Genomic DNA, 24,008 nt, shown 5'->3' with positions numbered 1-24,008 from the left:
ACCAATCTATAGTTTATACCGTTATCTACTAATCCATTCCTCAAATAAACCAGTTAACCACCCCTAAGCAGGTACTTCCCCAATGCCCATCACCCATCGCCCATCCACACCAACAGCAAAGCCCCCAGCGACTATCCTTAATACATAAAGAACCCAGCAACGCCATGGAGGAATCCACATGTTAGAAATGATCGACACAGGCATCGACAATGCCGTCGCATTCCGGATTGCCGGCAAAATCACCGAACAGGATATGACCCTGGTTCTGGATGCCTCCAAAGAAAAAGTACAACGCTATGGCAGTATCGTGATTCTGGAAAAAATAGAATCTTTCCACGGTGTTGAGCTGGCCGCATTACTGGAAGAATTCCGCTATCTCCGGGAAGTGGGGATGTCCAACATGCGCAAGGTAGCGATTCAGACGGATAAAACCTGGATCGAACACATCGTTCGCATAGAAGATAAGCTCTTTTCAGGCATCGACATGCAATGCTTTGCTATGGACGATGACGCAGCAGCGATTGAGTTTTTGAAAGCCTGAAACTTCAGCTCTTAACCGATTCCAGATACCGTTCCAGCGTCTTTTGCAGTCGCGATACCGCCGGGTAATCACTGAACAAAAAGTGACGACTGTTATCCAGATCTTCCAGTGCATCCTGCCGGTCACCGGATGGCAGGCCTTTCAGCAGATACCGGTCGATGGCCAGAATCAGTGGCTCTTTCATCTTTTCCAGTTCTTCCATACGCTGAATCAGCGGCCCCCGGTGCCAGCGGTGGAATATTTCCAGATATACAGTCACGCCTGAAGTATGTTGCAGGGTGAAATCCGGAAAGATCAGCCGGCCTTTGGGGCGTTTAATAAACGGGGATTCGGCAACAAAGGTCCAGTCTTCGACGGTTTTTTCAAAGTGGCTGGCAAACAGCCGGACTTCTTCCGGCACATAGGCAGACATATGCCGGTAATGGCTGACCAGCTGTGATGTTTCATCCAGTTTGAGGTTTTTTACTGCCCGCTTGGGTTTGACCTTTGCGCTGATCTGCCATTGCTCCAGCAGGCAGATAACCGGGAAGAACGAGGCGATCTGCAGGCCGTACTTCTTGGTGCCTTCCAGCAGGGAGAGTGGCCCGTCGATAACTACTGTGGTTTTGTCCTTCGTTTGCTTAATCTCAGCCAGCAGCCGGAAGAACTTCAGGCATTTGAATATCCGCCGCAGGTTAGCGGCCGACATTTCCTGGGTGGTCAGGGTTAACGATTGGGTGGACAGTAACAGCGCCTGTACCTGCGCCATGTTGTAGCGTTGCAGTAACTGGCGGGGTGAAAAATCCCGCTTTATCCGGGTTAGCTGTTCGAACGCGGGCAGATCCGGGTACAGGGCGGTATCCGGGTCTTGCTGGCTGAGTGCCTGAACGGCGGCACGGTATGCTTCCAGTGTCTGAAATTCAGTTTGTTTTAACTGGCTGGCCGCGGCGCTCAGGATGGCATCCCGGCGGCTGCCGGCATCTTCTTCAGCAAGGGTGAATTCGGCATGGTCCATGAGGATTTTGTACAGGCCTTTGCCGAATTTGAGATTCTGTTGCCCCTGCAGATACAGCTCTGCCTCTGCTTCAATGGTTTCGCGGGTTTTACCGGTGCCTTCGTTAAATACCGTCAGCAGTTGTTCTGCAAACTGCAGTAGCCCCGGTGCTTCAACATCAATAAAGCCGGGGATGATCCGGGTGGATTTAAGGCTGTAAACCTGCAGGTCTTTTGTCAGCATCAGTTTTCCTGCTCCGGGTTGTCCTGTGTCTGATTATCGTAGGCCAGATGCTGACGGCGGCGTTCGGAAATATTCATTTCCGAGGAACCAGCAGAGATCAGTTCATAAAGGCGGGCGCGCTTGTCGGCGGAGGGTCGCAGAATACGCCCCAGCCGCTGTACGTGTTCCCGTACCGAGCCGGAGCCTGAGACGATAATACCGACGCTGGCTTCGGGGACATCAATGCCTTCATTGAGGACTTTGCTGGTAACCAGGACGGTAAATTCTCCCTGCCGGAAACGGTCAAGGAAGCGTTTACGCTCAGCAGCTTTAGTGTTGTGGGTGATCACCGGTAACAGAAACCGTTCGCCAATGTCATAAGCCAGTTTATTCAGGGCGGTAAAAATGATGATCCGCTCACCACGGTGCTGATTTAGCAGTTCCCATAATTTGTCGAACTTGGCGGCGCTGGCGGCGGCAATTTCTTTCTGGGTGCGAAAAGCCTGTAATACCTGCCGTCCGTCCGGGGCCTGCGCACAGGCGCGGAGAAAGTTCGACCAGCCGTAAGGCGATGAAAAGCTGATGCGGTGGCTGCGTACAAAGTCCAGATATTGCTGACGGTTTAGCTGATATTCTGTCTGTTCTTCAGCAGTCATGGGGACTTCGATCACTTCAGTGTCATAGAGGGCCAGTACCCCGTCATCAAAGTCATTGATCTCCCGGCGGTAGACCTCATGGCCGATCAGGCTGTAGAGCAGGTGTTCGCCGTTGTCGTTACGTTCCGGCGTGGCTGTCAGGCCCAGTCTGTAAGGTGCAGGGCTCAGCTCAGCGGCCTGACGGTTTACCGGGCCGGGCAAGTGATGGCATTCGTCAAAGATGATCAGCGGAAACCGGTCACCGATATATTCCATCATCAGCACGGCTGAGTCATAGGTAATCACAGTAATGGGGTGCAGTTCTTTGCTGCCACCGCCGTACACGCCGATGGGCTGCTGAAAGTGTTTTTCCAGCTGAGTCGCCCACTGGATCATCAGATCAATGGTGGGTAAGACGATGAGTGCGGCTTCGCCACAGCGGCGAATCGCTTCTATCGCCACAATGGATTTACCGACCCCGGTGGGCAGGATGATCAGCCCCTGACACTGATTTGCCTGCCAGCTGTCCACGGCTTCCTGCTGATAATCACGCAGGGTTATGCTGAGCTGCTCCGGTACCTGTAACGGTGGTGTACTGAAAACCTGATCTTCCAGTGCGCAGTCCCGCATTTTCAGCTGTTGGATGACACTGCGGTAGGCCCATGCAGGGGCACGCCAGGCGTCGACCCGGCTGTCGAAAACCAGATGATCAACACTGTGTTCTGTCAGCAGGGATGTATCCCCGCTGAGCAGCAGGGAGCCTGCATCAAAAGTCAGCTTCATGGTTACCCCGGATTGACCGGATCAGATCAGTAAAAAACGCATGATAACAGATGTTTAGGGGGAAGTTGTCGTGCTGCTGACCGCCTTAGCAGCAGAGGAGGGGCAGGCTGCGGATGCAAGCCTGCCGATGGCAGAGATCGTTGTGTTTCTTTCCCGTCAGCCAGTCTGCATCTGGTAGGTTACCCAGCGGGTCCGGTCGGCGATCTTGTCGTAAGCGGCCTGTCCCCGGTAGTTATCTTCAGCGGTTATCCAGCGAACGAAGGGCCAGCCATGATCCGCAGCAGATTGCTCCAGTGCCCGGAACAAGGCATCAACGCTGCCGTTGCCCCGGGCGTCCGGGGTTACGAACAGGTCATCCAGAAACCCTACCCAACCGCCACGCAGCGGGGATTGCATGGCGCGGTAGTGCATCAGGCCTGTAAGTGTCTGTTCCGCGTTCACGGCGACCAGGCAAAAGAACTGCTGTTCTTCCCCGAAGATCCATTGCCATACCTGGTCCAGTGTTTCATGTGCCATGGACATGCCGTAAAACTCAGCATAGCCCCGGTACAGCTGTTCCCATTGCTGCCTGTCTTCAGGCTGTAGCATCCGGGTAGTAATTGTCATTGTTCTTCGTCCTTTCTTTTTTCTGTCCTTTCCTGCTCTTTCCTGTTTTGGGTTCCGGACAGGATTATTTCTCTAACGTCTGCATTTCCTGCAGGGACTTGTGTTGCCGGCCTTCAGCGTCGAAGTTCTCCGGTGCCAGCCACAGCTGAAATGCTTTTTTCAGGGCCGGCCATTCTTTATCAATAACAGATAGCCAGGCGGTATCCCGGTTGCGGCCTTTGTAGGTGACGGCCTGACGGAAAATCCCCTCGAAGGTAAAGCCCAGCCGTGCCGCTGCTTTTTTCGACGGTTCGTTGCGGGAGTCACACTTCCACTCATAGCGGCGGTAACCCAGTTCGTCGAATACCCGCTGCATCATTAGGAACATCGCTTCAGTGGATACCGGCGTACGCTGCATCAGGGATGAAAAGTGAATATGGCCCACTTCAATGACACCCATATCCGGGGTGATGCGCAGGTAACTGGCCATGCCCACCGCCTTGTTACTGGACTCGTCGATCACGGTGAAAAACAGTGGGTCCTGTCCGGTGCAGGTTGTTTCAAGCCACTGCTTAAAAACCGCCAGATCGGTAAATGGCTCACTGAACAGGTAGGTCCAGCCTTTGCCGCTTGGGTCTGCTGCAAAGGCATGAAACAGTTCTTCAGCATGCAGAGCGATATTCAGGGGTTCCAGGCGACAATAGTCACCCTGCATGGTGCTGTGGGGTGGAAAAGGGCGAGGCTGCCAGTTTTCAACAGGTTCGCCAACGGGCATCTGATTGTGATCCTGATAAGTCATCGGTGTGTCCTTAAATGTAAGCCTTAACAAAAGGTTATGTTGATTTGGCCCTTTGCCGGGCACTTGTAACTGTTGTCAGATTAGGTGTTTAATGGGGTAATACAAAGATCCATTATTTTTCGGATATAGGGCCCACTTTGATGCATTCCCGTGATGAATTTCCTTCAGAGCTGTTTCTGCCGTTTCTGTCTGCAGACAGTGGGCCCCAGTACCGGGCATTGTTTCGTGGTTTTCAGCAGGCGATTCTTTCCGGGCAACTGGGGCCGGGCAGTAAGTTGCCCGCCAGCCGGCCACTGGGTAAAAACCTTGGGGTGTCCCGGAATACGGTGAAAGCAGCCTATGAATTGCTGCAGGCAGAGGGCTATATAGAAACCCGGCACGGGGCAGGCAGTTTTGTATCGGCGGCGGTGCCGGATCAGATTTCCAAAAAAGGCAGTGATGAGACCTTACAGGACGCCGCACAGCCAGTGCTGTCGCAAGTATCCGCACGGATTTCTGCTGCCTTTGCTGAGCGACCGTTACTGGGCAATGGACTGTTGCTACCGGCAACCCCCTGTGTAAAAAGCTTTCCCTGGCTGAAATGGCAGCGGCATGCCACAGCGGCAGGCCGGAAAATTAAGTTTGAAGAGTCTGTTTCCCGGTCCGGTTATATCGGTTTACGGCGGCAGATTGCGGATTATCTGAATGTTGTCCGGGGGGTGAAAGCCAGTGCTGAACAGGTGCAGATCTGTTCCGGCTCCCAGCAGGCCATTTATCTGGCGGCGCTCCTGTTGCTGGATCAGGGGGACGATATTCTGGTGGAAGAGCCGGGGTATTACGGCGTGGATGGTGCACTGGCAGCGGTGGGGGCCAATAAAGTTGCCGTACCGGCGGACGAAGAAGGTTTTCATCTGGAGGCTGCGTTACAGCGTTCCGGCAATGCCCGGCTGGCGTTGCTGACGCCGTCGCGAAATTACCCGATGGGTTACACCCTGAGTCTGGCCCGGCGGCTGGCACTGCTGAACTGGGCCCGGGAGCAGGATGCTTGGATCATCGAAGATGACTATGACAGTGAGTTCCGCTTTGACGGCCCGCCGTTAACTTCGCTGCAGGGGTTGTCCGGCGGGGAGCGGGTGATTTATATGGGCACCTTCAGCCGGATTCTGCATCCGTCGATCCGGCTGGGCTATCTGGTATTGCCGGAAGTCCTGACCGAGCCTTTCAGCCAGGTGCGCGCCTATGTAGATGGCGGTCTGTCATCCCTGCCTCAGATAGCTCTGGCGGATTTTATGGCCAGTGGTGATTTTGCCAGCCATGTAAGGCGCATGCGTAAGCTTTATCAGCAACGGCGGGATATCCTTAACACCCTGGCTGAGCAACGCTTCGGTGATCAGCTGTTGCGGGTGGAAAGTGATGGCGGTATGCACTCCACATTTATATTCAGAGACGACCTGAATATTTCTGACCGTGATCTGGCGGCTGCAGCGCAGGCCCGGGGGCTGGGGATACGGGCATTATCTGATTTTTATTCCTCCAGCGAAGGGCCGCAGGGAATCGTGATCGGTTTTGCCGGCTATGATGAGGCCCAGATGCACCGGGGCATGGATATTCTTGAAGATGTACTGCACTCTGCCGGCGCTTAAATCCGTGGGACAGGCTGATGAAAGCCCTTGTATTTTTTCACTTCAGACGTATGTATAAACAGGAACCATTTTATAGCTGTTGGCTCAAAGCTCCCAGCTGTAAATAATTCGGGAAAGCTGCCCGGGTGAATCAGTCCCCGGGCTTTTCACGGTATGTAAGGAGATATTTTGAACGCCGTTAATCTCAGTGATAATTTTCAACGTCTGCATGCCTGGTTATCGGCGCAGATCATTGGCCAGCCAGCGCTGGTAGAGCGCTTGCTTGTGGCGCTTCTGGCGGACGGACATCTGTTGGTGGAAGGGGCACCGGGATTGGCTAAGACCCGGGCAATCAACAGCCTTTCAAAAGGGCTGGAAGCGGATTTTCAGCGTATTCAGTTTACCCCTGATCTGCTCCCCGCAGACATCACCGGCAGCGATATTTTCCATCAGGAAGATGCCAGTTTCAGTTTTCAGCAGGGGCCGATTTTCCACAACCTTGTGCTGGCAGATGAAATTAACCGAGCACCGGCGAAGGTGCAGTCTGCCTTACTGGAAGCCATGGCCGAACGCCAGATCAGCGTGGGACAGAACACCTTTCCATTGCCGGATGTATTCATGGTGATGGCCACGCAGAATCCGCTGGAACAGGAAGGCACCTACCCATTGCCGGAAGCCCAGCTGGACCGTTTTCTGATGAAGGTGCTGGTGGCCTATCCGGATGCGGCGGCTGAGCGGGCAATTTTGCGGCTGAACCGTCAGGAAGCCGGTGGTGCATCGGATAATGGCATGTCGGAACCGCCACAGCTCACCCAGGCGGATATTCTTGCTGCAAGAAAAGCCATTCTGAATATCCACATGGCGGAACCGGTGGAAGAATATATCGTGCAGCTGAGTATCGCGACCCGGCAGCCACATCTTTACGATGCCAATCTGGCCGGCTGGTTGGAAGTGGGTGTCAGCCCCCGTGCCAGTATCGCACTGGATCGTTGTTCCCGCGCCCATGCGTGGCTGGCGGGGCGGGATTTTGTTACCCCGGAAGATGTACAGCAGGTGCTGCATGATGTGTATCGCCACCGCCTGTTACTGAGCTTTGAAGCCGAAGCCAACGGTATCGATGCGGATCAGGTAATTGATGCCCTGCTGTCTGTGGTGCCGGTGGGCTGAAGATGTTTGATTTCCTGCGTACAGGTCAGAGGGCTGAATCCGCTGGGGCTGCATTAGCTACCCCCGTTTCTGAAGGAGGGGCTGATAATGGCGTCGCCCCGGCTTTTGCCGGTGCCTACACTCAGCTGAGCAGCCTGATCGGGCTGCAGCAGTACAGCAGCCAGATGAGTTTGTTAAGTGCACCCCGCAGAGCCGCACAGCTGAGCGGTAACTGGCAGACCCGTATTCGTGGCCGGGGGATGGACTTCGCGGAAGTGCGCGAGTATCAGCCCGGCGATGATATCCGCAGTATGGACTGGCGGGTAACCGCCCGTACCGGTTCCCCCCATAGCAGAGTGTTTACCGAAGAGCGGGAAAGGCCAGTGATTCTGGCGGCGGATCTGCGCTCGCCGATGTTTTTCGGTTCGTCACTGGGTTTTAAATCGGTAACTGCTGCTGCCTCACTGGCGCTGATCGGCTGGGCAGCACAGAATAGCCGGGACCGGGTGGGCGGTCTGGTGATGGGAGATCAACTACACCGGGAAATCCGGCCAAAGAATGGCAAAAAGGGTGTGCTGGGTGTATTGCACAGTCTTGATGATTTCAGCCGGCGCTTAAGCAACCCGCTGCATTCGGCTGAGCAGAATATGCAGGATCTGTTATTGAAGCTGCAGCGGGTAACCCGGCCGGGCAGCTCGGTGTATCTGGCCAGCGACTTTCATGACTTCAGCGATGAATGTATTCCCCATTTGCAGCGTCTGGCGCGGCATGCGCAGGTGACCCTGTTATGTATATCTGATCCGCTGGAATGGCAGTTACCGGCAGGCAGCAGCCTCTGGGTTACGGATGGCAGCCAGCGACAGTTGTTATCTGCACAGGAACAGCTGAATGATCTGCTGCCCCGGCGACTGGAGCGGTTACAGGCTTGTACCGGAAGCAGTATCGAATTGCTGGATATTCGGGGCGACGGGCAGGTGGCTGAATTACTGCAGCGGCGTTACGGGCAGTCTGTCGGCAGGTCGTCAGGGATAGCACCGGGGAGAGTGTCATAATGGCCGGGGCAACAAATTCAGTAACGGCAGCTGCGGATCCGCTGGCGGAGCTGCGTGATATTCATCTGCCGGAGGCGGTGGGTTACTGGCCGGTGGCACCGGGCTGGTGGCTGTTACTGGCCAGTGTCTTGGTGCTGGCGGGGCTGATTGTCTGGACAGTGCGCCGTTATCGCCACAATGCCTATCGACGGGCAGCGGCAAAAGAACTGGATAAGGTTTATCAGCAATACATGTCTGATGTAAAAGGCAGCATTGCCCCGGATGCAGGCCACAAATATCTACAGCGTGTTAACCGTTTACTGAAGCAGGTGTACTTTACTCACGGAGCGAGCCAGGTTGCCGGGTTGAGCAATGGCGTCTGGATCAGCGAACTGCAACGGGTCGCCCCAGGCGTCTCTATTGAATGTTTTGCAGACCGGCTGGGGGATCTGTACCGGCCGGAGCCGGAAGTAACCGGACAGGATGTTGAGCGGATACAGCGAGAATTACACCGCTGGTTACAGAAACATAAGCGGGCGCTTTTAACGGCGGAACCCAACGGGGAGGCTGCCAATGTTTAGTTTTCAGCTCCCCTGGATATTACTGGCTTTACCTGTGCCGGCACTGATTTACTGGTTTATGCCGCCGGTAGCCCGGCCTGAAGCGGCATTGCGGGTACCTTACTATCAGCAGTTGCAGAACACGCAGCAGGCGCCTGGCACGGTCATCCGGGGGCGGGGGCCGCTGATTCTGCTGGTCATTATCTGGCTGTTACTGGTAATTGCTGCAGCACGGCCGGTCTGGCTGGGTGAGCCTCAGCCACTGGCGGCCAGTGGCCGTGACCTGATGCTGGCGGTCGACGTGTCCGGCAGTATGGAAACTGAAGACATGGTGCTGAATAACACCTCCCTTAACCGCCTGCAGGGCATCAAAATTGTTATGGATGGCTTTATCAGCCGCCGCCCGCAGGACCGTCTTGGTCTGATTCTGTTTGGCAGTAATGCGTATATTCAGGCACCCCTGACCTTTGATCACGATACCCTCGGCCAGTTTCTTAAAGACGCTCAGATCGGTTTCGCCGGTCCGGAAACTGCCATCGGTGATGCTATTGCGCTAGGGATCAAACGCCTTGCAGACCGGCCTCAGCAGAGCCGGGTTATGGTGTTACTGACCGATGGGGCGAATACCTCAGGCGCAATCGAACCGCTGGAAGCGGCCAGAGTGGCAGCGGAACAGGGGGTGAAAATATATACCCTGGGGTTCGGGGCGGATGAAATGATCGTGCGCAGTTTTTTTGGTAACCGTAAAGTGAACCCGTCTGCCGATCTTGATGAAACAACCCTGAGGACAATCGCAGAAAGTACCGGCGGCCGGTATTTCCGGGCCCGTAATATTGAAGAACTGACCGGCATTTATGCCTTGCTGGATGAACTGGAACCCAGCACAAAGGACGCTCAGCAGGTAAGGCCGCAGCAGGCGCTGTTTTACTGGCCAGCAGGTCTGGCGTTGTTGCTGAGTATGGGCTGGGCGGCGGTTCTGCAGTTCCGTCGCCGGATGTCTGCGGAGGTGAAGCATGCTGGCTGATTTTCACTTCATCAGGCCGTTATGGTTATTGCTGCTGCCGCTTATACCCTTGTTGCTGGTGGGGCTGTGGCAGTACCGTTCTTCCGGAGCCAGCTGGCAGACCCTGATTGCGCCGGGTCTGCGGAATTATCTGATTGACGGTCAGAGTGGTCGCCTGTCCAAATGGCTGTTTGTTATGCTGGGCTTTGGCTGGTTGTTAGGTGTGCTGGCACTGGCGGGGCCTGCCTGGCAGCGCCTGCCTCAACCGGTATACCAGACCGGCGATGCGATGGTGATCGTAGCGGACTTGTCTCCTTCGATGCTGGCACGGGATGTTGCTCCCAGCCGTCTTGAACGGATGCGTTATAAGCTCACCGATCTGATCAAAGCCCGGGAAGAGGGGATGACCGCACTGGTGGTATACGCCGGTGATTCCCACGTGCTGGCCCCGCTGAGTGACGACCGGCAGACGCTGCTGGCCCTGTTGCCGGGGTTGTCGCCGCAGATAATGCCGATTCCCGGCAGCCATACCGAAGAGGCCGTGGCACTGGCGCTGGATCTGTTTAAGCAGGATAACCGCCGGCAGGGCAGCGTGGTTTTACTCACTGACGGTGTGACGGCGCAGGCAGCCCGTGGGGTGAATGAACTGTTTGCCGGGTTACCGGCGGGCACGGATTTCTCTCTATCGGTCATGGGGATTGGTACCGCTGAAGGGGCACCGATTCCTCTGACAGAAGGCTTTGCCAAAGATGCGGCGGGCAAGATAGTGGTTGCCCGACTGGATGCCCAAAGGCTTAGTCAGCTGGCGGCAGTCAACGACGGTATTTACACCGCTATGCAGCTGGATAACAGCGATACAGACGCTTTATTGAATGCCGCTGCGGGGCTGTTACCCGTTAATGGCTCTGACCGGGAAGGTGAGAATCAGCAAGCCGCTGAACAGACCTTTGATCGGTGGCAGGAGGCCGGTAGCTGGCTGTTGTTACTGCTGTTGCCAATTGCAGCGCTGGCGTTCCGGCGCGGTTGGTTGCTGGCGGTGTGTTTTGCTTTCATTGTGCCCGCTGTACACAGCCCTCAGGTGACCGCAGCAGAAGCCGGTAACAGTCTTTGGGAAAATCTTTGGCAAACGCCGGATCAGCAAGGGGCAAAGGCATTAACGGCAGGTGATGCTGCCACGGCTGCTGAATTGTTTCAGCGGCCTGACTGGCAGGCGGCAGCCCGGTATCGCAACGGGGATTATACCGCCGCAGCAGAACAGTTTGCCGCTCAGGGTGATACCGAAGGCCTGTATAACAGCGGTAATGCGCTGGCAAAAGCCGGCAAGTTGAAGGAAGCGCTGGCAGCTTATGAACAGGTGCTGGATGAGCAACCTGACCATGAAGATGCACAGGCAAATAAAGCCCTGATTGAAAAGCTGATGCAGCAACAGCAAAACCAGAATCAGCAGGGTGAAGGTCAGGATCAGCAGGATCAGAACCAGCAGAGCCAGCAGGATCAGAACCAGCAGGGCCAGCAGGATCAGAATCAGCAAGGCGAAAGTCAGCAGAGTCAGAATCAGCAGAGTGAAGGCGAACAGGGCCAGCAGGATCAGAATCAGCAGGGCGACAGCCAACAGGCTCAGAGTCAGCAACAATCAGACTCTCAGGATCAGGCGGAGCAGCTTAGCCAGCAGGTGGATCAGCAACAGCAGGAAGCTCTGGATAAGCAGCAGGCTGAAAAGGCTGCTGATGAATTTCAGGCGGAACAGCAGGACGGAGCACAGGCGCAGGTTCAGGCTGAACAGCAATCTTCCCCGGAAGATGAGGCCCTCCAGAAATGGTTAGGGCAACTGCCGGAAGACCCCGCAGGTTTACTGCGTAACAAATTTAATTATGAGTATCAGAAGAAGCGCCAGGCCTATGAAAGTGGTGACTGGAAACCGGCTCAGGAGCAACGGTGGTGAGACAGTTTTTCGTTAAAATTTTGGCCGTGCTGAGCATGCTGATGTTCACGCACAGTGCACTGGCAGCGGTGCTGAAAGCCAGCGTTGACCGTAACCGGATAGCCATGGGAGACAGCCTTTCCCTGACGGTGCTTGCCGAAGGTTCTGCCGACGGTGAGCCGGACTTTGCGTTACTGGAACCGCTGTTTAAGGTGCTGAACCGGTCGGTAGGGCGTAATACCTCAATCGTGAACGGTGATATCAGCCGGACCATTAAGTGGCGGCTGATTCTGACGCCGAAACAGGAAGGTACGCTGGTAATACCGGCGTTTGAGCTGGGAGGTGCCCGCAGTGAACCTATCACCATTGAAGCCACTGCGCCGCCTCCGCCCACAGACTCTACTGATGATTTGCGGGTGGAGATGGCACTGGATAAATCAGAGGTTTTCGAGAACGGACAGGTGATTGTCACCCGCCGGTTACTTTACGGTGTGGCGGTTGGTGGGCTGGAAATGCAACCGTTTGAACTGCTGGGAGCACAGGTCATTGAACTGGGGGATAACCAGTATGAAACCACCCGTAATGGCCGGCGTTTCGGGGTCTACGAAGTGGCTTATGCGGTGTTTCCCCGTGAAGCCGGTGTGCTGAATATACCGGCACAGAGTATTGATGTTCAGGTTGGCCGGCGGAACCTGCTGAGTGGCCGCCCTGCACAGAAAGTACGTTTACAGATGGGGGCAGAAACCCTTCAGGTGAAAGCCCGCCCGGCGGAATTTGCTGCTCAGGAATGGCTGGTGGCGAACAAGCTGGATCTGTCTGAAAGCTGGAGTCAGTTACCGGACCAGATCCGTCTGGGCGAATCCCTGACCCGCACCATCACACTGGCAACGGTGGGGGCAGCCCCTGACCGCCTGCCTACTTTTGAAGTTGCCGATATTCCCGGGATGAATGTCTATGCAGAGCCCCTGCAGAATACCGAAGACCTCAACAGCCGGGGAGTCATCAATGCCCGCCAGCGCAGTGTGGCATTCGTGCCGGTTAAGCCCGGGCTGATTGAAATTCCTGAACTGGTCGTTAAGTGGTGGAACAGTACGGAAAACCGGGCGGAAGAGGCCCGTTTACCAGCCCGGACGATTGAAGTATTACCGGCAGTAGCAGGCAGTTCAGCCAGTGCACCTGCGGCACCCGCGCAGCCAGCCGTTCCGTTACCGCCGGCGTCTCCTTTGCCGGAGGCTGAGCCGCAGATTATTTATCAGCCTGCGCCGCTGGCTTCCTGGCTGCTGTGGGCGAACCTGTTCTGGGCCTGTCTGGTGCTGGCACTGATTGCACTGTTGCTGAAACAGCGCCGGCAACTTACAGCAATGCAGCAGGTATCGGCAGCGGATACGCTTCCTGCCCGTACCCTGTTGCCGGATGGTTTTTCCGATGTACAGAAGGCACTGGCGGGGCAACAACTGGCGGAGATTCATCACGCTATTCAGCACTGGGGTAACCGCTGTTACCGTGAGGGTTTATTACCGGCCAGTGGTTTCACCGGGCTGAAGGCCATAGCCGGTGACGATCTGACAGCACAGCTGGTGCTTTTGGAGCGGACGCTGTTTGCTTCGTCTCAAAGCACCGGGCCGGATCTGGATATACTGAACCGAGGTTTGGCTGAGCTGCATAAGCAGTTGCCCGGGCCGCAGTCCGGGCAGGATAAAACAGCCGGTTTATCAGCTTTTTATCCAGGCCAGTAACCGATCAGCGGGGCTGGATTATTTTCGGTTCGGCAGGGTTAACATGAATAGTTTGATCCTGGTCGGTATACCGGCGGTTTGTGCTTGCCCGCTGCCGGGTATTTTTATATAACCACTGGCAGACAATTTATATCCGCATACAGGTGCCCCGAACCGTTAAACGGTGAGGGGAGAATCGGGAATCCGGTGTGAGTCCGGAACGTGCCCAACGCTGTGAAGGGGATTCTGTAAACAGGCATTTGCCAGCCACTGAGTGATCTCGGGAAGGTGTTTACAGAAGTTGATCCTGAGTCAGAAGACCGGCCTGTAAGTATCAGAAAAAGTGTTTGGACAGGCACTTACCGCCACCATATTAAGGGGAATACCTATGGGGCACGCAACAACTGATTTTCCGCATCAGGAAACCATTCGCTTTACTTCACAGGACCGTGACGGTCTGTATAAAACCATTTTTAACCGCCGGGATGTGCGCGGGCAGTTCCGGCCGGACAGCATTCCTGATGAGGTGCTCAGCAGGGTGCTGTATGCGGCTCACCATGCACCGTCGGTAGGCTTTATGCAGCCCTGGGATTTTATGCTGATCCGCGATGCCGGGGTGCGTCAGCAGGTGAAAGGTCTGTTTGATAAGGCCCATGATGAAGCGGCAGAAATGTTTCCTGAAGAGAAGCAGGACACCTACCGCTCCCTGAAGCTCGAGGGCATTCTGGAGTCACCGCTGAATATCTGTATTACCTGCGACCGCAGCCGCACCGGCCCGACAGTGATCGGCCGTACCCATATTCCGGAAATGGATGTGTATAGCAGTGTGTGTGCGGTACAGAACCTCTGGTTAGCTGCCCGGGCTGAAGGGTTGGGGATCGGCTGGGTGAGCATTATGGACCCGGAGAAACTTCAGGATGTACTGGGAATTCCCCGGGATATCGTACCGGTTGCCTATCTGTGTATTGGCTATGTGGATCATTTCTACAAACGGCCGGAACTTGAATCGGCCGGCTGGCTGCCCCGGGCACCGCTGGAAAGCCTGCTGCATTTTGATCAGTGGGGTAACCGGGATACTGAGGGGCAGGAAAGCATTACTGAAGCGATCGCGTCTCAGGCTGACTTTCCTCATCAGTCCTTCTGAGGGTTGGGCGCAGGGGCTGTGACTGTGACTTGGCCTGTAGTTGAGCTTGTGGCTGATCCGGAAACAATACAGTTACGGCCCTGACGTTTGGCGTCGAGCAGAGCTTTATCCGCGCTATCGAATAAAGCTTCTGCCGTTTGGCCTTTGTATTCGGCTACGCCAATGCTGATGGTCAGCTGTTCACCGTCAAAGGCGTTTTCCTCAATACTTTGCCGGCAGGCTTCGGCCAGCTTTAACGCTCCCTGCAACGGGGTGTCCGGCAGGAGTATGACGAATTCTTCACCGCCGTAGCGGGCGCAGAAATCCTGATGCCGGACCCGTTGTTGCAGCAGTTCTGCAACCCTGATCAGTACCTGATCACCAAAGCTGTGGCCGCGGTTATCATTCAGTATCTTAAAGTGATCAATATCGATAACCAGAAGGCTGAGCGGGGTTTCCCGGATTCCTGCGTGGTGGATTTCCTGGCTGAGTTCACTGTTAAAGGCGCGGCGGTTATTCAGCCCGGTGAGTTCATCGGTCAGGGTCAGGCGGCGCAGTTCGCTGTTGGCGCTGTCGAGCCGCTGTCTGGATTCATACAGCTGCCGTTCCCTTGCTTCCAGCACTTTGAGGGACTTTCTTAGCCGTAACAGTTGCATCACCTGATTGCCCAGCGCAGTCAGAGCGCGGGTCTGTTCTTCGCTGATCGTCTGCGGCCGGGTATCCACTGCACAGAGGGTGCCCAGTACCATGCCGGCATCATCAATCAGCGGGACGCCAGCGTAAAAACGTACATGGGGCGGATGGGTGACCATGCCGATATCTTTCACCCGGGAATCTTCAAGTGTATCGGGAACAATGAGCGGTTCGCTTCCCATAATGGTCCGGGAGCAGATAGCAAAGCCCCGGGGGACTTCTTCAGCGGCGATGTTGTAGCGGGCTTTATGCCATTTCCGCTCAGCATCGAGAAAAGCGATCATGGCTTTGTCTACGCCGCAGATAAAGGCCGCCAGCCGGGCAATGTCGTCATAGGCCTGTTCAGGAAGGGTGTCGAGAATATCGTAGTCTTCCAGCGCCAGCAGCCGTTCAGACTCGTTTTCCGGAAGCGGGAAAGTGTACGTCATTTCATCACCTTAACCTGTCAGTACTTCGGTCACGCCAACAGCTTCCGGCCGGATTCAGTCATCCGGAACCAGAGCCGGCAAGATCTGTATCAACGTATTGTCTTTCAATATCTATGAAAATAGACCGCTAATACAGTAATTATAAATCTGTGCTACCCATAAGGGGTATGTACCCTCTCTGCGGGAGGGGGGTAGTATGGATTCTATTCCGATTTTTTGGGTTATCCGAACATCGATTTTCAGGGGCAATGAACATGAGTAAGTCTGTTAAAAAGCCGGCGTTTGACTGGCAGGATCCGTTATCTGTTGAAGCGCAGCTGAGCGAAGAAGAACGCATGGTGCGCGACACGGCCAGAGAGTACTGCCAGGAGCGACTGTTGCCCCGGGTAACTGAAGCAAACCGCCATGAGATTTTCCACACTGAAATTATGCCTGAGCTGGGTGAGCTGGGCTTACTGGGCTCAACCCTGCCGGAACAGTATGGCGGCGCGGATGTGAATTATGTGTGTTACGGCCTGGTTGCCCGTGAAGTGGAGCGGGTAGACAGCGGTTACCGTTCGGCGATGAGTGTGCAGTCTTCACTGGTAATGCACCCTATCTACACTTACGGCACTGAAGCTCAGCGGATGAAGTATCTGCCTAAGCTGGCCAGCGGTGAGTGGATCGGTTGTTTCGGCCTGACCGAACCGGATGTGGGTTCTGACCCGAATAATATGAAAACCCGTGCAGTAAAAGTGGACGGCGGCTATCAGCTGAAAGGCGCCAAGATGTGGATCACCAATTCACCGGTGGCGGATGTCTTTGTGGTCTGGGCCAAGCTGGACGGTGTGGTACGCGGCTTTATTCTGGAAAAGGGCATGCAGGGGCTGAGTGCGCCGAAAATCGAGGGTAAGTTTTCCCTGCGGGCATCGGTCACCGGCGAAATCGTAATGGATGATGTCTTTGTACCGGAAGAAAATATCTTCCCTGAAGTACAGGGGCTGGCTGGTCCGTTCGGGTGCCTGAACAAGGCCCGTTACGGCATCGCATGGGGCGCTCTGGGCGCGGCAGAATTCTGCTGGCACAGTGCCCGTCAGTATACGCTGGACCGGATTCAGTTTGGCCGTCCGCTGGCAGCCAACCAGCTGATCCAGAAAAAGCTGGCGGATATGCAGACTGAAATTACTCTGGGTCTGCAGGCGTGTCTGCAGATGGGACGCCTGATGGATCAGGACGCCTGCCCGGTTGAACTGATTTCCCTGCTTAAGCGTAATAACTGCGGTAAGTCACTGGATATTGCGCGGATGTCCCGGGACATGCACGGCGGTAACGGCATTTCCGATGAGTTCGGCGTGATCCGTCATGTGATGAATCTGGAAGCGGTGAATACCTATGAAGGCACCCATGACGTGCACGCCCTGATTCTGGGGCGGGCGCAGACCGGCATTCAGGCATTCTTCTAATTCAGGCGGGAGGTTCCGATGGGCGCGCTTTCACATATTCGGGTACTGGATCTCAGCCGCATACTGGCTGGCCCCTGGGCCGGCCAGACACTGGCAGATTACGGTGCCGAAGTCATTAAAGTAGAACGTCCCGGCAGTGGTGATGACACCCGCCGCTGGGGGCCTCCGTTTGTTAAGGATGCAGAAGGTAACCCCGGTGATGCTGCGTATTATCACAGCGCCAACCGGGGTAAAAAATCAGTGGCGATAGATATCACCAGTGCTGAAGGGCAGGCACTGGTGCGTAAGCTGGCTGCTGAAGTGGATGTGGTTATTGAGAACTACAAAGTCGGTGGCCTGGCAAAATACGGGCTGGATTACGATAGCCTGAAAGCGGTGAACCCCCGTCTGGTTTACTGCTCAATCACCGGTTTTGGTCAGGACGGCCCCTATAAACAGCGGGCCGGTTATGACTTTATGATTCAGGCCATGGGTGGCCTGATGAGTGTCACCGGCGAACCTGAAGGCCAGCCGATGAAGGTGGGTGTGGCACTGGCAGATGTGATGACCGGCTTGTATGCAGTGACGGCCATTCAGGCGGCATTGCTGCACCGGGAGCAGTCCGGAGAAGGGCAGTATATTGATATGTCTCTGCTGGATGTACAGGTCGCAGCGCTGGCCAATCAGGCGATGAATTATCTGGTGGCGGAACAGCCACCGGCCCGGCTGGGTAATGCCCATCCGAATATTGTGCCCTATGAAGCCTTTGCTACAGAGGATGGTCATATCATTCTTGCGGTGGGGAATGACAGTCAGTTCCGGGCGTTCTGTGAACTGGCCGGTGCCGCGGATCTGGCTGAAAATCCGGCATTTGCCACCAATCCCCAGCGGGTCGCCAATCGCGCTGATCTGATTCCGCTGATTAAACATCTGATGAAGCAGTACAGCAGTGACTGGTGGCTGACCCAGCTGGAAGGGTGTGGCGTGCCGTGCGGACCGATTAATACCCTGGATCAGGTGTTCAGTGATCCTCAGGTGCAGCACCGGGAAATGAAGGTGAACCTGCAGCATCCGGAGATTGGCTCTGTGCCCGGTGTGGCTAACCCGGTGAAGTTTTCCGGTACACCTGTGACCTATCAGTCGGCATCGCCGTTACTGGGCGAGCACAGTGATGAAGTGCTGCAGCAGCTGGGGTTGGATGCCGCTGAGATTGCCAAATTACGTCAGGACCGGGTCATCAGTTAACGCTGAGGCCGGGTTATTCATACTGAAAACCGCCCGCTGGCGGTTTTTTTATACCGGATATTTTTGCCTGCAGTTGCCCGGGGCATCTGCCGTGCAGGGATATCACAGAGAATTCAGGAGATAAGGTGTTGAATTTACAGGATCAGGAACTGTTCCGTCAGCAGGCATATATTAATGGCCAGTGGCTGGATGCCGATGAGACTGGCGTTAACCCGGTGTTAAACCCGGCGAACGGTGAACAACTGGCCACCGTACCGGATATGGGGGCAGTTGAAACCCAGCGGGCCATTGATGCCGCTAATGCAGCGTTGCCGTTATGGAAGGCGAAAACCGCGAAAGAGCGGGCGGCGATACTGCGTAAATGGTATGAGCTGATCGTGGCTGCCAAGGATGATCTGGCGTTGCTGATGACCGCTGAACAGGGCAAACCGCTGGCAGAAACCGGTGGTGAAGTTTTGTACGGTGCATCCTTTATTGAGTGGTTTGCTGAAGAAGGTAAGCGCACTTACGGTGATGTTATTCCAACCCATGCTGCAGATAAGCGCATCATGGTGACCAAGGAGCCGATCGGCGTGGTGGCTGCGATAACCCCCTGGAACTTCCCGAATGCCATGATCACCCGTAAAGCGGCGCCAGCCCTTGCTGCTGGTTGCACCATGGTGCTGAAACCTGCAGAAGATACACCATTGTCAGCGCTAGCGCTGATGGTGCTGGCTGAACGGGCGGGCATTCCCGCCGGCGTGCTGAATGTGGTGACCACTAAACGGCCGGTGGAAGTGGGTAAAACCCTGACCGACAGCCCGGTGGTGCGTAAGCTTTCGTTCACCGGCTCTACGGCAGTGGGCAAGCAGCTGATGCGCCAGTGTGCCGATACCGTGAAGAAGATGTCGTTGGAGCTGGGCGGTAACGCACCGCTGATCATTTTCGACGATGCTGATCTTGATAAGGCCGTGCAGGGGGCCATTGCCTCTAAATTCCGTAATGCCGGCCAGACCTGTGTCTGTGCGAACCGGGTGCTGGTGCAGAGCGGTGTGTATGAAGAGTTTGCCGCCATGTATGCCGCTGAAGTGGCGAAGCTGCAAACCGGCAACTGCCTGGAAGGTAATTTCCAGCAGGGCCCGATGATCAACGGTCAGGCAGTGGAAAAAGTCACCGGCATGCTGAACGATGCGGTGGAAAAGGGCGCCCGTGTACTGTGCGGCGGTCAGCCCCATGAACTGGGCGGTAACTTCTTTGAACCGACGGTGCTGGCGGATGTGACGCCGAAGATGCGGGTGGCAAAAGAGGAAATCTTCGGCCCGATTGCACCGCTGTTCCGTTTTGAGACTGAAGCTGAAGCCATTCAGATGGCGAATGATACTGAGTACGGTCTGGCGGCCTATTTCTTCAGCCGTGATCTGGGCCGGGTATTCCGGGTATCAGAAGGGCTGGAGTACGGTATGGTGGCGGTGAACGAAGGTATTCTTTCCACTGAAGTGGCGCCTTTTGGCGGTGTTAAAGAATCCGGCGTGGGCCGTGAAGGTTCCAAATACGGCATCGAAGATTATCTGGAAATTAAATATACCCTGCTGGGCGGCATAAACGGCTAATCCGAATCACTTCGGGTAAGTGTCCGGTGATAAACCACCTGTACGCATTCAGCGGCAGGTGGTTTTTTTATGGGCGCTGTTTGGCTAGAAACAAGAAGCCGGGGTTGCCTTGATTTATTGTCAGATTATTCAGATAGTTATCTTTGAAGGCATGTTGCTGTGGCAGGTTAGCACAGTGGCTGAGTAAAGGTGTTTGTGCTGATATTTAACGGAATGTTGTGATGGCATGGTCTGAATATTTTAGCTTCTGATCCGCAGATAACAGAGGCACGTACACAGTAATGACAGCAGAGTCGGAAGTCAGGGATGCACTTCATATCGCAGCTTTGCATAGTCAGTAATGGTTTATAGCCAGGGATGGATGACGATGAAAAAATTCTTAGCAGTAAAACGGACATATGTTCTTCTGAATGTGTTTTGGCTGGCGTGCTTTGCGGCATTACCGGCAGCGGGGGCCAGCTATCAGCCTTCGGTGCCGGGAGTTAAAAATACCGACCGGGCGCGGGCTGTCCTCCCAGATAAAAATGCTCAGCAGGGGTTCTCTTACCGGTTTCAGGAGAAGATTGAATACACGGATCAGTTCAATGTCTATATCGTCGGGCAGCACTGTTACCGGGGAGGGCCGGTGCGTTTTTCTGTGCCGGAAGAGCATTTTGTTATCAGTATCGGCGATCAGGAATACGAAGTGTTTGGCAGGAGTGTCTGGGACCGGTTTTATACGGATTCCCGCTGGAATTTTATCCTCAGTAAATTGCAGCTGGGATACTGGGTTGTCGAGTTACAGGGTGATGCCTGTGCTGATGTTGTACTGGATACCCGGTATAAAACGGCTGAGTTGTTGAAACAGGCCCGCGGCAGTGACGTGGCGGTGAAGGTACTTAATAAGGCGGATGACATGATTGGCGCATTTGTCTTACAGATAAGGTGAGATTCCGGGCTGCCCGGTTGTCCGGTCAGCCCCACAGGCTATACCTGTTTAGCGATAACGGTGGAATCACTGTGGGGATTTCATGTCATACAAGGATATGCAGCCAGATCAGAGGCGATGGTTATGAAATATGTATTTTTGCTGGCGGCGACACTTTTGTTGTCGGCCTGTGCAAGTCTGAATAAACAGCAATGTCTGGATGGCCAGTGGCAGGATATCGGCTACGCGGATGCCATGAAGGGTCTGACAACGGCCCGCTATGATGAACACCGCGAAGCCTGTTTTGATTACGGTGTCAGCCCTGATTTTGATGCTTACAGTGCTGGCCATAAAGCCGGTGTGCCGGATTTCTGTACCGCTGAATCGGGCTTTAAAGCAGGCCGCCGGGGTTATGATTATCAGGGGTTCTGCAGTGATTATGATGAGCAGGCCTTTCTGGACGGGCATGCCGAAGGGCTGGAGATTTATCAGATCGAACGGCAGATCAGCACCGCCCGCCAGTTTCTCTACAGCGCTGATATGGATTACACCCTCGGTGGCGGTTTTGGCGAAGCCTACTATGAATTCAAAATTGACCGGCTTGAGTTAAAACGGGATGAGATGCTAGAACGCAGCCGTTATTATCGCGCCAAATAAACTGACGCTCTGAAGGATATATCCCGGTTATGGATCAGGAAGCAACGGAAGCCCGCTGGCAGAAATACTACGCGCAGGTCAGCACACAATCGCACCGTAAACTGACCGCCATGGCAGTGAAGGCACTCAGCCCGGCGCTGCAAAAAACCGCACTGGACTGCGGTTGCGGCATCGGCAGTGACATCGCGTATCTGCTGGAACAGGGATTTGATGTGCAGGGTTTTGATATTCGCGAAGAACCGCTGGATGTGTGCCGGCAGCGTTTCAGCGACTGCCCCTGGCTAACACTTACCCAGGCTGATTTTATGGAATTCGGGTATTCACCGGTTAGCTTGATTGTTGCTAATTCAAGTTTGTTTTTCTGTCCGCAACCGGCGTTTCCCGATGTCTGGCAACGGATGATCGACGCACTGCCGGCTGGCGGTATCTTCAGTGGTGATCTTCTGGGAGTGAATGACAGCTGGGTCAGCAGCCCGGATCATGATGTATCTGCTTTTACTGCTGCCGACGTAGATGCGCTGTTTACCGGCTTTGAGATTATCTACCGCCATGAGCGGGATGAGCCGGGCCAAACGGCTCTGGGGCGAAGTAAGCACTGGCATATGCACACGGTGATCGCCCGAAAAGGTGCTGCGGATCAGGGACTGATCAGAACCAGATGATTTGCGTGGATGTGATGTGTGCGTCATCCAGATCAATTATCCGGTAGCCCTGCCGGCTGATGTCCAGCTGGTGGGCCGCCCAGAAATCTTCATGGTCCACGTTATCTTCCGGCTGTGCATGCTGCGCATAGGCGAAGGTGGATGGGCAGGTGAGTACGCGCACGCCGTTAACTGTCTGATCACTGTCATTGTGGGTGTGACCGGCTACAACGGCCTGTGTATTCGGGGCATCTTTAAGGATATTCAGTAACGCATCCGGATTGTGCAGCTGGCACCCGGAAGAAGGGCAGACTTTCCCCGGGGTATGATGTAAGGCGACCAGCACCGGTGCCTCACCGGCGGTTTGCAGTTGCTGTCTGAGCCGTTCCAGCCTGGATGTGTTCAGTTTACCGAATTCTTCTCCGGGTACGTGTGAATCCAGAAGTAACACATGCCAGCCCTGAATGTGGATCGCCTGCTGAAAACTGATCTGGGGTGTAGCTGAAAAGGCTTCAGCCATATTGTCCGGCAGGTCATGGTTACCCGGTAAAACAGATACGGGGCAGCTCAGTGGCGTCATACAGTTTGCAAAACGCTGATAACTCTTCAGGGAACCGTCTTCACTGATATCGCCGGTAACAAGAATCAGGTCAGGGGCCGGTTGCAGGTGCTGAATGCTGTTGATGGCGGCACTGAGTGATTCGCCGGTATCGACACCGTATAGTTCTTCGCCCGGAGACGGTGTCAGGTGTATATCACTGAGCTGTACAATGCGCAGGCGGGCCATATCCGTGTCCGTTGTGGGCTGAAATGAAGTGGCAGTTTACCCTTTTAGCTCGATTTCAATAAATACAAATTCATGTTCGTTGGCGTTAACCACATTGTGCCTGATACCGGCAGGGCGGTAATAGGATTCGCCGGCGGTTAACTCAGAAAACTGTTCTGTTTCCTGTTCATGGCTCTCTTCCCTGTCAGTTTCTCCGGTAAGTGTTTCCAATAGCAGTCTGCCACTGGTTTGTGGCACGACGATGTAGGCCATTGCGTGGGTATGCCAGCCAGTTTCGGCGAAGGGGGCAAAGCGCCATTCCGTGACGATAACCTGATCATTCTCAATTTGTACCCGGCTCTGCGCTTTCAGTCTGTTGTGCTGCATGGTCTGTCCCTTAACTGTCCGTCGTTTTAGTCAGGCATCCAGCTTACGCCTGTTTAAAAACTGATCAGTAGGGCCACGGTTGTGTGCAGTGGTAGTACCAGCGGCAGCTAGCTTTCAGTAGGAGATATTTTTTAAAGCGCACATTTCATCTTGTACCCGCCAGTAACTTCGAAGTCCTGATTCAGATAGAAGTCGACCGTGTTCTGAAATTCCTGAACAGGTGGTGTACATAGCTCTAATCTTTTCCAGGCTTGTGTCTTTGCATAGTGTTTTGCTTTCTGGAGCAGGGCTTCGCCTGTTTTCTTGTTGCGGTATTCCGGTAAAACATAGAATTCCTGAATGATGCCAAAGCTGCCTTCTGTGTATAGTGCATAGCTTTCACACATGGCAATAAAGCCAATGATTTTATCCTCGTACCAGGCGCCTAACACCCGGTAGCGCTGCTCTTCAAGAAAGCGTTTACACAGAACAGTTGTCTGCGGCAGGTCGACATCAAAGTGCTGGGTGCCGGTGCGTTCTATAATTTCATTGGTAAGGCAGACAGCCAGTCCGGCTATCTCTGCTGCATTATCAGCATTTACAAAGTCGATTTTCACTCTGGTATCCATACACGTGTCTGAGGGTAAGAAAGTGTCA

The 24,008-nt window shown here is 54.6% G+C and carries 23 protein-coding genes and 1 riboswitch; of the genes, 15 read left to right on the top strand and 8 right to left on the bottom strand.

The annotated features are described in order from the left end of the window. Positions 1 to 178: 178 nt before the first annotated feature. Complete coding sequence (locus JYB63_RS14150; RefSeq protein ID WP_205658543.1) at positions 179 to 541, top strand: SpoIIAA family protein; 363 nt, start codon at positions 179 to 181, stop codon at positions 539 to 541. Between the two features lie 4 nt (positions 542 to 545). Here JYB63_RS14150 and JYB63_RS14145 read toward each other — a convergent pair whose 3' ends face one another. The 4 genes from JYB63_RS14145 to JYB63_RS14130 form a co-directional block, all read right to left on the bottom strand. Beyond that, positions 546 to 1,757, bottom strand: a complete 1,212-nt coding sequence (locus tag JYB63_RS14145) for a DUF790 family protein (protein WP_205658542.1) — start codon at positions 1,755 to 1,757, stop codon at positions 546 to 548. Further along, positions 1,757 to 3,154: a DEAD/DEAH box helicase gene (locus JYB63_RS14140; RefSeq protein ID WP_205658541.1), complete on the bottom strand. Its 1,398-nt coding sequence runs from the start codon at positions 3,152 to 3,154 to the stop codon at positions 1,757 to 1,759. The genes JYB63_RS14145 and JYB63_RS14140 overlap by 1 nt, the downstream gene beginning before the upstream one ends. Before the next feature lie 156 nt (positions 3,155 to 3,310). After that, positions 3,311 to 3,760, bottom strand: coding sequence for a GNAT family N-acetyltransferase (locus JYB63_RS14135; protein ID WP_205658540.1), 450 nt, complete (start codon positions 3,758 to 3,760; stop codon positions 3,311 to 3,313). 64 nt (positions 3,761 to 3,824) lie between these two features. Beyond that, complete coding sequence (locus JYB63_RS14130) at positions 3,825 to 4,538, bottom strand: GNAT family N-acetyltransferase (RefSeq protein ID WP_205658539.1); 714 nt, start codon at positions 4,536 to 4,538, stop codon at positions 3,825 to 3,827. 140 nt (positions 4,539 to 4,678) lie between these two features. Here JYB63_RS14130 and pdxR point away from each other — a divergent pair, with 140 nt between their 5' ends. The 8 genes from pdxR (at position 4,679) to bluB (ending at position 14,659) form a co-directional block, all read left to right on the top strand. After that, positions 4,679 to 6,160 carry a MocR-like pyridoxine biosynthesis transcription factor PdxR gene (pdxR, locus tag JYB63_RS14125; RefSeq protein WP_205658538.1) on the top strand — a complete coding sequence of 494 codons (1,482 nt, stop codon included), beginning with the start codon at positions 4,679 to 4,681 and terminating at the stop codon, positions 6,158 to 6,160. Between the two features lie 168 nt (positions 6,161 to 6,328). Further along, entirely contained in the window at positions 6,329 to 7,306 is a 978-nt protein-coding gene (locus JYB63_RS14120) for an AAA family ATPase (protein ID WP_205658537.1), read from the top strand. 2 nt (positions 7,307 to 7,308) lie between these two features. Continuing rightward, on the top strand, positions 7,309 to 8,337 hold the full coding sequence (locus JYB63_RS14115; RefSeq protein ID WP_205658536.1) for a DUF58 domain-containing protein: 1,029 nt from the start codon (positions 7,309 to 7,311) through the stop codon (positions 8,335 to 8,337). Beyond that, the gene (locus JYB63_RS14110) at positions 8,337 to 8,897 is read left to right on the top strand and encodes a DUF4381 domain-containing protein (protein ID WP_205658535.1); all 561 of its coding nucleotides are present in this window, start codon (positions 8,337 to 8,339) and stop codon (positions 8,895 to 8,897) included. The genes JYB63_RS14115 and JYB63_RS14110 overlap by 1 nt, the downstream gene beginning before the upstream one ends. Then, the gene (locus tag JYB63_RS14105; protein WP_205658534.1) at positions 8,890 to 9,900 is read left to right on the top strand and encodes a vWA domain-containing protein; all 1,011 of its coding nucleotides are present in this window, start codon (positions 8,890 to 8,892) and stop codon (positions 9,898 to 9,900) included. Before JYB63_RS14110 ends, JYB63_RS14105 begins: the two co-directional genes overlap by 8 nt. Next, complete coding sequence (locus JYB63_RS14100; RefSeq protein ID WP_205658533.1) at positions 9,890 to 11,821, top strand: vWA domain-containing protein; 1,932 nt, start codon at positions 9,890 to 9,892, stop codon at positions 11,819 to 11,821. Before JYB63_RS14105 ends, JYB63_RS14100 begins: the two co-directional genes overlap by 11 nt. Further along, complete coding sequence (locus tag JYB63_RS14095) at positions 11,815 to 13,536, top strand: BatD family protein (protein ID WP_205658532.1); 1,722 nt, start codon at positions 11,815 to 11,817, stop codon at positions 13,534 to 13,536. The genes JYB63_RS14100 and JYB63_RS14095 overlap by 7 nt, the downstream gene beginning before the upstream one ends. 124 nt (positions 13,537 to 13,660) lie before the next feature. Beyond that, positions 13,661 to 13,858, top strand: a riboswitch (cobalamin riboswitch). Between the two features lie 45 nt (positions 13,859 to 13,903). After that, complete coding sequence (gene bluB / locus JYB63_RS14090; RefSeq protein WP_205658531.1) at positions 13,904 to 14,659, top strand: 5,6-dimethylbenzimidazole synthase; 756 nt, start codon at positions 13,904 to 13,906, stop codon at positions 14,657 to 14,659. Here the strand turns inward: bluB and JYB63_RS14085 are convergent. Further along, positions 14,647 to 15,759 (bottom strand): sensor domain-containing diguanylate cyclase, encoded by a 1,113-nt coding sequence (locus JYB63_RS14085; protein ID WP_205658530.1) that lies wholly within the window; start codon positions 15,757 to 15,759, stop codon positions 14,647 to 14,649. The two genes, bluB and JYB63_RS14085, sit on opposite strands and share 13 nt — an antisense overlap. 254 nt (positions 15,760 to 16,013) lie before the next feature. On the opposite strand from JYB63_RS14085, the gene JYB63_RS14080 reads away from it, so the two are divergent. From JYB63_RS14080 to JYB63_RS14055, 6 genes are all read left to right on the top strand, one after another. After that, entirely contained in the window at positions 16,014 to 17,201 is a 1,188-nt protein-coding gene (locus JYB63_RS14080; protein ID WP_205658529.1) for an acyl-CoA dehydrogenase, read from the top strand. Between the two features lie 18 nt (positions 17,202 to 17,219). Further along, positions 17,220 to 18,425, top strand: a complete 1,206-nt coding sequence (locus JYB63_RS14075) for a CaiB/BaiF CoA transferase family protein (protein WP_205658528.1) — start codon at positions 17,220 to 17,222, stop codon at positions 18,423 to 18,425. 128 nt (positions 18,426 to 18,553) lie between these two features. Further along, the gene (locus JYB63_RS14070) at positions 18,554 to 20,014 is read left to right on the top strand and encodes an NAD-dependent succinate-semialdehyde dehydrogenase (RefSeq protein WP_205658695.1); all 1,461 of its coding nucleotides are present in this window, start codon (positions 18,554 to 18,556) and stop codon (positions 20,012 to 20,014) included. Between the two features lie 367 nt (positions 20,015 to 20,381). Continuing rightward, complete coding sequence (locus tag JYB63_RS14065; RefSeq protein WP_205658527.1) at positions 20,382 to 20,942, top strand: hypothetical protein; 561 nt, start codon at positions 20,382 to 20,384, stop codon at positions 20,940 to 20,942. Positions 20,943 to 21,065: 123 nt separating this feature from the next. After that, positions 21,066 to 21,578, top strand: coding sequence for a DUF2799 domain-containing protein (locus JYB63_RS14060; RefSeq protein ID WP_205658526.1), 513 nt, complete (start codon positions 21,066 to 21,068; stop codon positions 21,576 to 21,578). Between the two features lie 29 nt (positions 21,579 to 21,607). After that, the gene (locus tag JYB63_RS14055; RefSeq protein WP_205658525.1) at positions 21,608 to 22,240 is read left to right on the top strand and encodes a class I SAM-dependent methyltransferase; all 633 of its coding nucleotides are present in this window, start codon (positions 21,608 to 21,610) and stop codon (positions 22,238 to 22,240) included. On the opposite strand, the gene JYB63_RS14050 is transcribed toward JYB63_RS14055, so the two are convergent. The 3 genes from JYB63_RS14050 to JYB63_RS14040 form a co-directional block, all read right to left on the bottom strand. Further along, positions 22,227 to 23,006, bottom strand: a complete 780-nt coding sequence (locus tag JYB63_RS14050) for a metallophosphoesterase (protein WP_205658524.1) — start codon at positions 23,004 to 23,006, stop codon at positions 22,227 to 22,229. The genes JYB63_RS14055 and JYB63_RS14050 overlap by 14 nt on opposite strands. 36 nt (positions 23,007 to 23,042) lie before the next feature. After that, positions 23,043 to 23,372, bottom strand: a complete 330-nt coding sequence (locus JYB63_RS14045) for a cupin domain-containing protein (protein WP_205658523.1) — start codon at positions 23,370 to 23,372, stop codon at positions 23,043 to 23,045. Between the two features lie 131 nt (positions 23,373 to 23,503). Beyond that, positions 23,504 to 23,980: a GNAT family N-acetyltransferase gene (locus JYB63_RS14040; protein ID WP_205658522.1), complete on the bottom strand. Its 477-nt coding sequence runs from the start codon at positions 23,978 to 23,980 to the stop codon at positions 23,504 to 23,506. Positions 23,981 to 24,008: the final 28 nt, after the last annotated feature.

Source organism: Aliamphritea spongicola, assembly GCF_017051665.1.
Lineage (GTDB): Bacteria > Pseudomonadota > Gammaproteobacteria > Pseudomonadales > Balneatricaceae > Amphritea > Amphritea spongicola.
This window is presented reverse-complemented; position numbering and strand designations above follow the sequence as displayed.

What these genes read in the sequence shown, in the direction of transcription:
- JYB63_RS14150 (WP_205658543.1), top strand. Translation starts at nt 179, where the DNA reads ATGTTAGAAATGATCGACACAGGCATCGACAATGCCGTCGCATTCCGG.
- JYB63_RS14145 (WP_205658542.1), bottom strand. Translation starts at nt 1,757, where the DNA reads ATGCTGACAAAAGACCTGCAGGTTTACAGCCTTAAATCCACCCGGATC.
- JYB63_RS14140 (WP_205658541.1), bottom strand. Translation starts at nt 3,154, where the DNA reads ATGAAGCTGACTTTTGATGCAGGCTCCCTGCTGCTCAGCGGGGATACA.
- JYB63_RS14135 (WP_205658540.1), bottom strand. Translation starts at nt 3,760, where the DNA reads ATGACAATTACTACCCGGATGCTACAGCCTGAAGACAGGCAGCAATGG.
- JYB63_RS14130 (WP_205658539.1), bottom strand. Translation starts at nt 4,538, where the DNA reads ATGACTTATCAGGATCACAATCAGATGCCCGTTGGCGAACCTGTTGAA.
- pdxR (WP_205658538.1), top strand. Translation starts at nt 4,679, where the DNA reads ATGCATTCCCGTGATGAATTTCCTTCAGAGCTGTTTCTGCCGTTTCTG.
- JYB63_RS14115 (WP_205658536.1), top strand. Translation starts at nt 7,309, where the DNA reads ATGTTTGATTTCCTGCGTACAGGTCAGAGGGCTGAATCCGCTGGGGCT.
- JYB63_RS14110 (WP_205658535.1), top strand. Translation starts at nt 8,337, where the DNA reads ATGGCCGGGGCAACAAATTCAGTAACGGCAGCTGCGGATCCGCTGGCG.
- JYB63_RS14105 (WP_205658534.1), top strand. Translation starts at nt 8,890, where the DNA reads ATGTTTAGTTTTCAGCTCCCCTGGATATTACTGGCTTTACCTGTGCCG.
- JYB63_RS14100 (WP_205658533.1), top strand. Translation starts at nt 9,890, where the DNA reads ATGCTGGCTGATTTTCACTTCATCAGGCCGTTATGGTTATTGCTGCTG.
- bluB (WP_205658531.1), top strand. Translation starts at nt 13,904, where the DNA reads ATGGGGCACGCAACAACTGATTTTCCGCATCAGGAAACCATTCGCTTT.
- JYB63_RS14085 (WP_205658530.1), bottom strand. Translation starts at nt 15,759, where the DNA reads ATGACGTACACTTTCCCGCTTCCGGAAAACGAGTCTGAACGGCTGCTG.
- JYB63_RS14080 (WP_205658529.1), top strand. Translation starts at nt 16,014, where the DNA reads ATGAGTAAGTCTGTTAAAAAGCCGGCGTTTGACTGGCAGGATCCGTTA.
- JYB63_RS14075 (WP_205658528.1), top strand. Translation starts at nt 17,220, where the DNA reads ATGGGCGCGCTTTCACATATTCGGGTACTGGATCTCAGCCGCATACTG.
- JYB63_RS14065 (WP_205658527.1), top strand. Translation starts at nt 20,382, where the DNA reads ATGAAAAAATTCTTAGCAGTAAAACGGACATATGTTCTTCTGAATGTG.
- JYB63_RS14060 (WP_205658526.1), top strand. Translation starts at nt 21,066, where the DNA reads ATGAAATATGTATTTTTGCTGGCGGCGACACTTTTGTTGTCGGCCTGT.
- JYB63_RS14055 (WP_205658525.1), top strand. Translation starts at nt 21,608, where the DNA reads ATGGATCAGGAAGCAACGGAAGCCCGCTGGCAGAAATACTACGCGCAG.
- JYB63_RS14050 (WP_205658524.1), bottom strand. Translation starts at nt 23,006, where the DNA reads ATGGCCCGCCTGCGCATTGTACAGCTCAGTGATATACACCTGACACCG.
- JYB63_RS14045 (WP_205658523.1), bottom strand. Translation starts at nt 23,372, where the DNA reads ATGCAGCACAACAGACTGAAAGCGCAGAGCCGGGTACAAATTGAGAAT.
- JYB63_RS14040 (WP_205658522.1), bottom strand. Translation starts at nt 23,980, where the DNA reads ATGGATACCAGAGTGAAAATCGACTTTGTAAATGCTGATAATGCAGCA.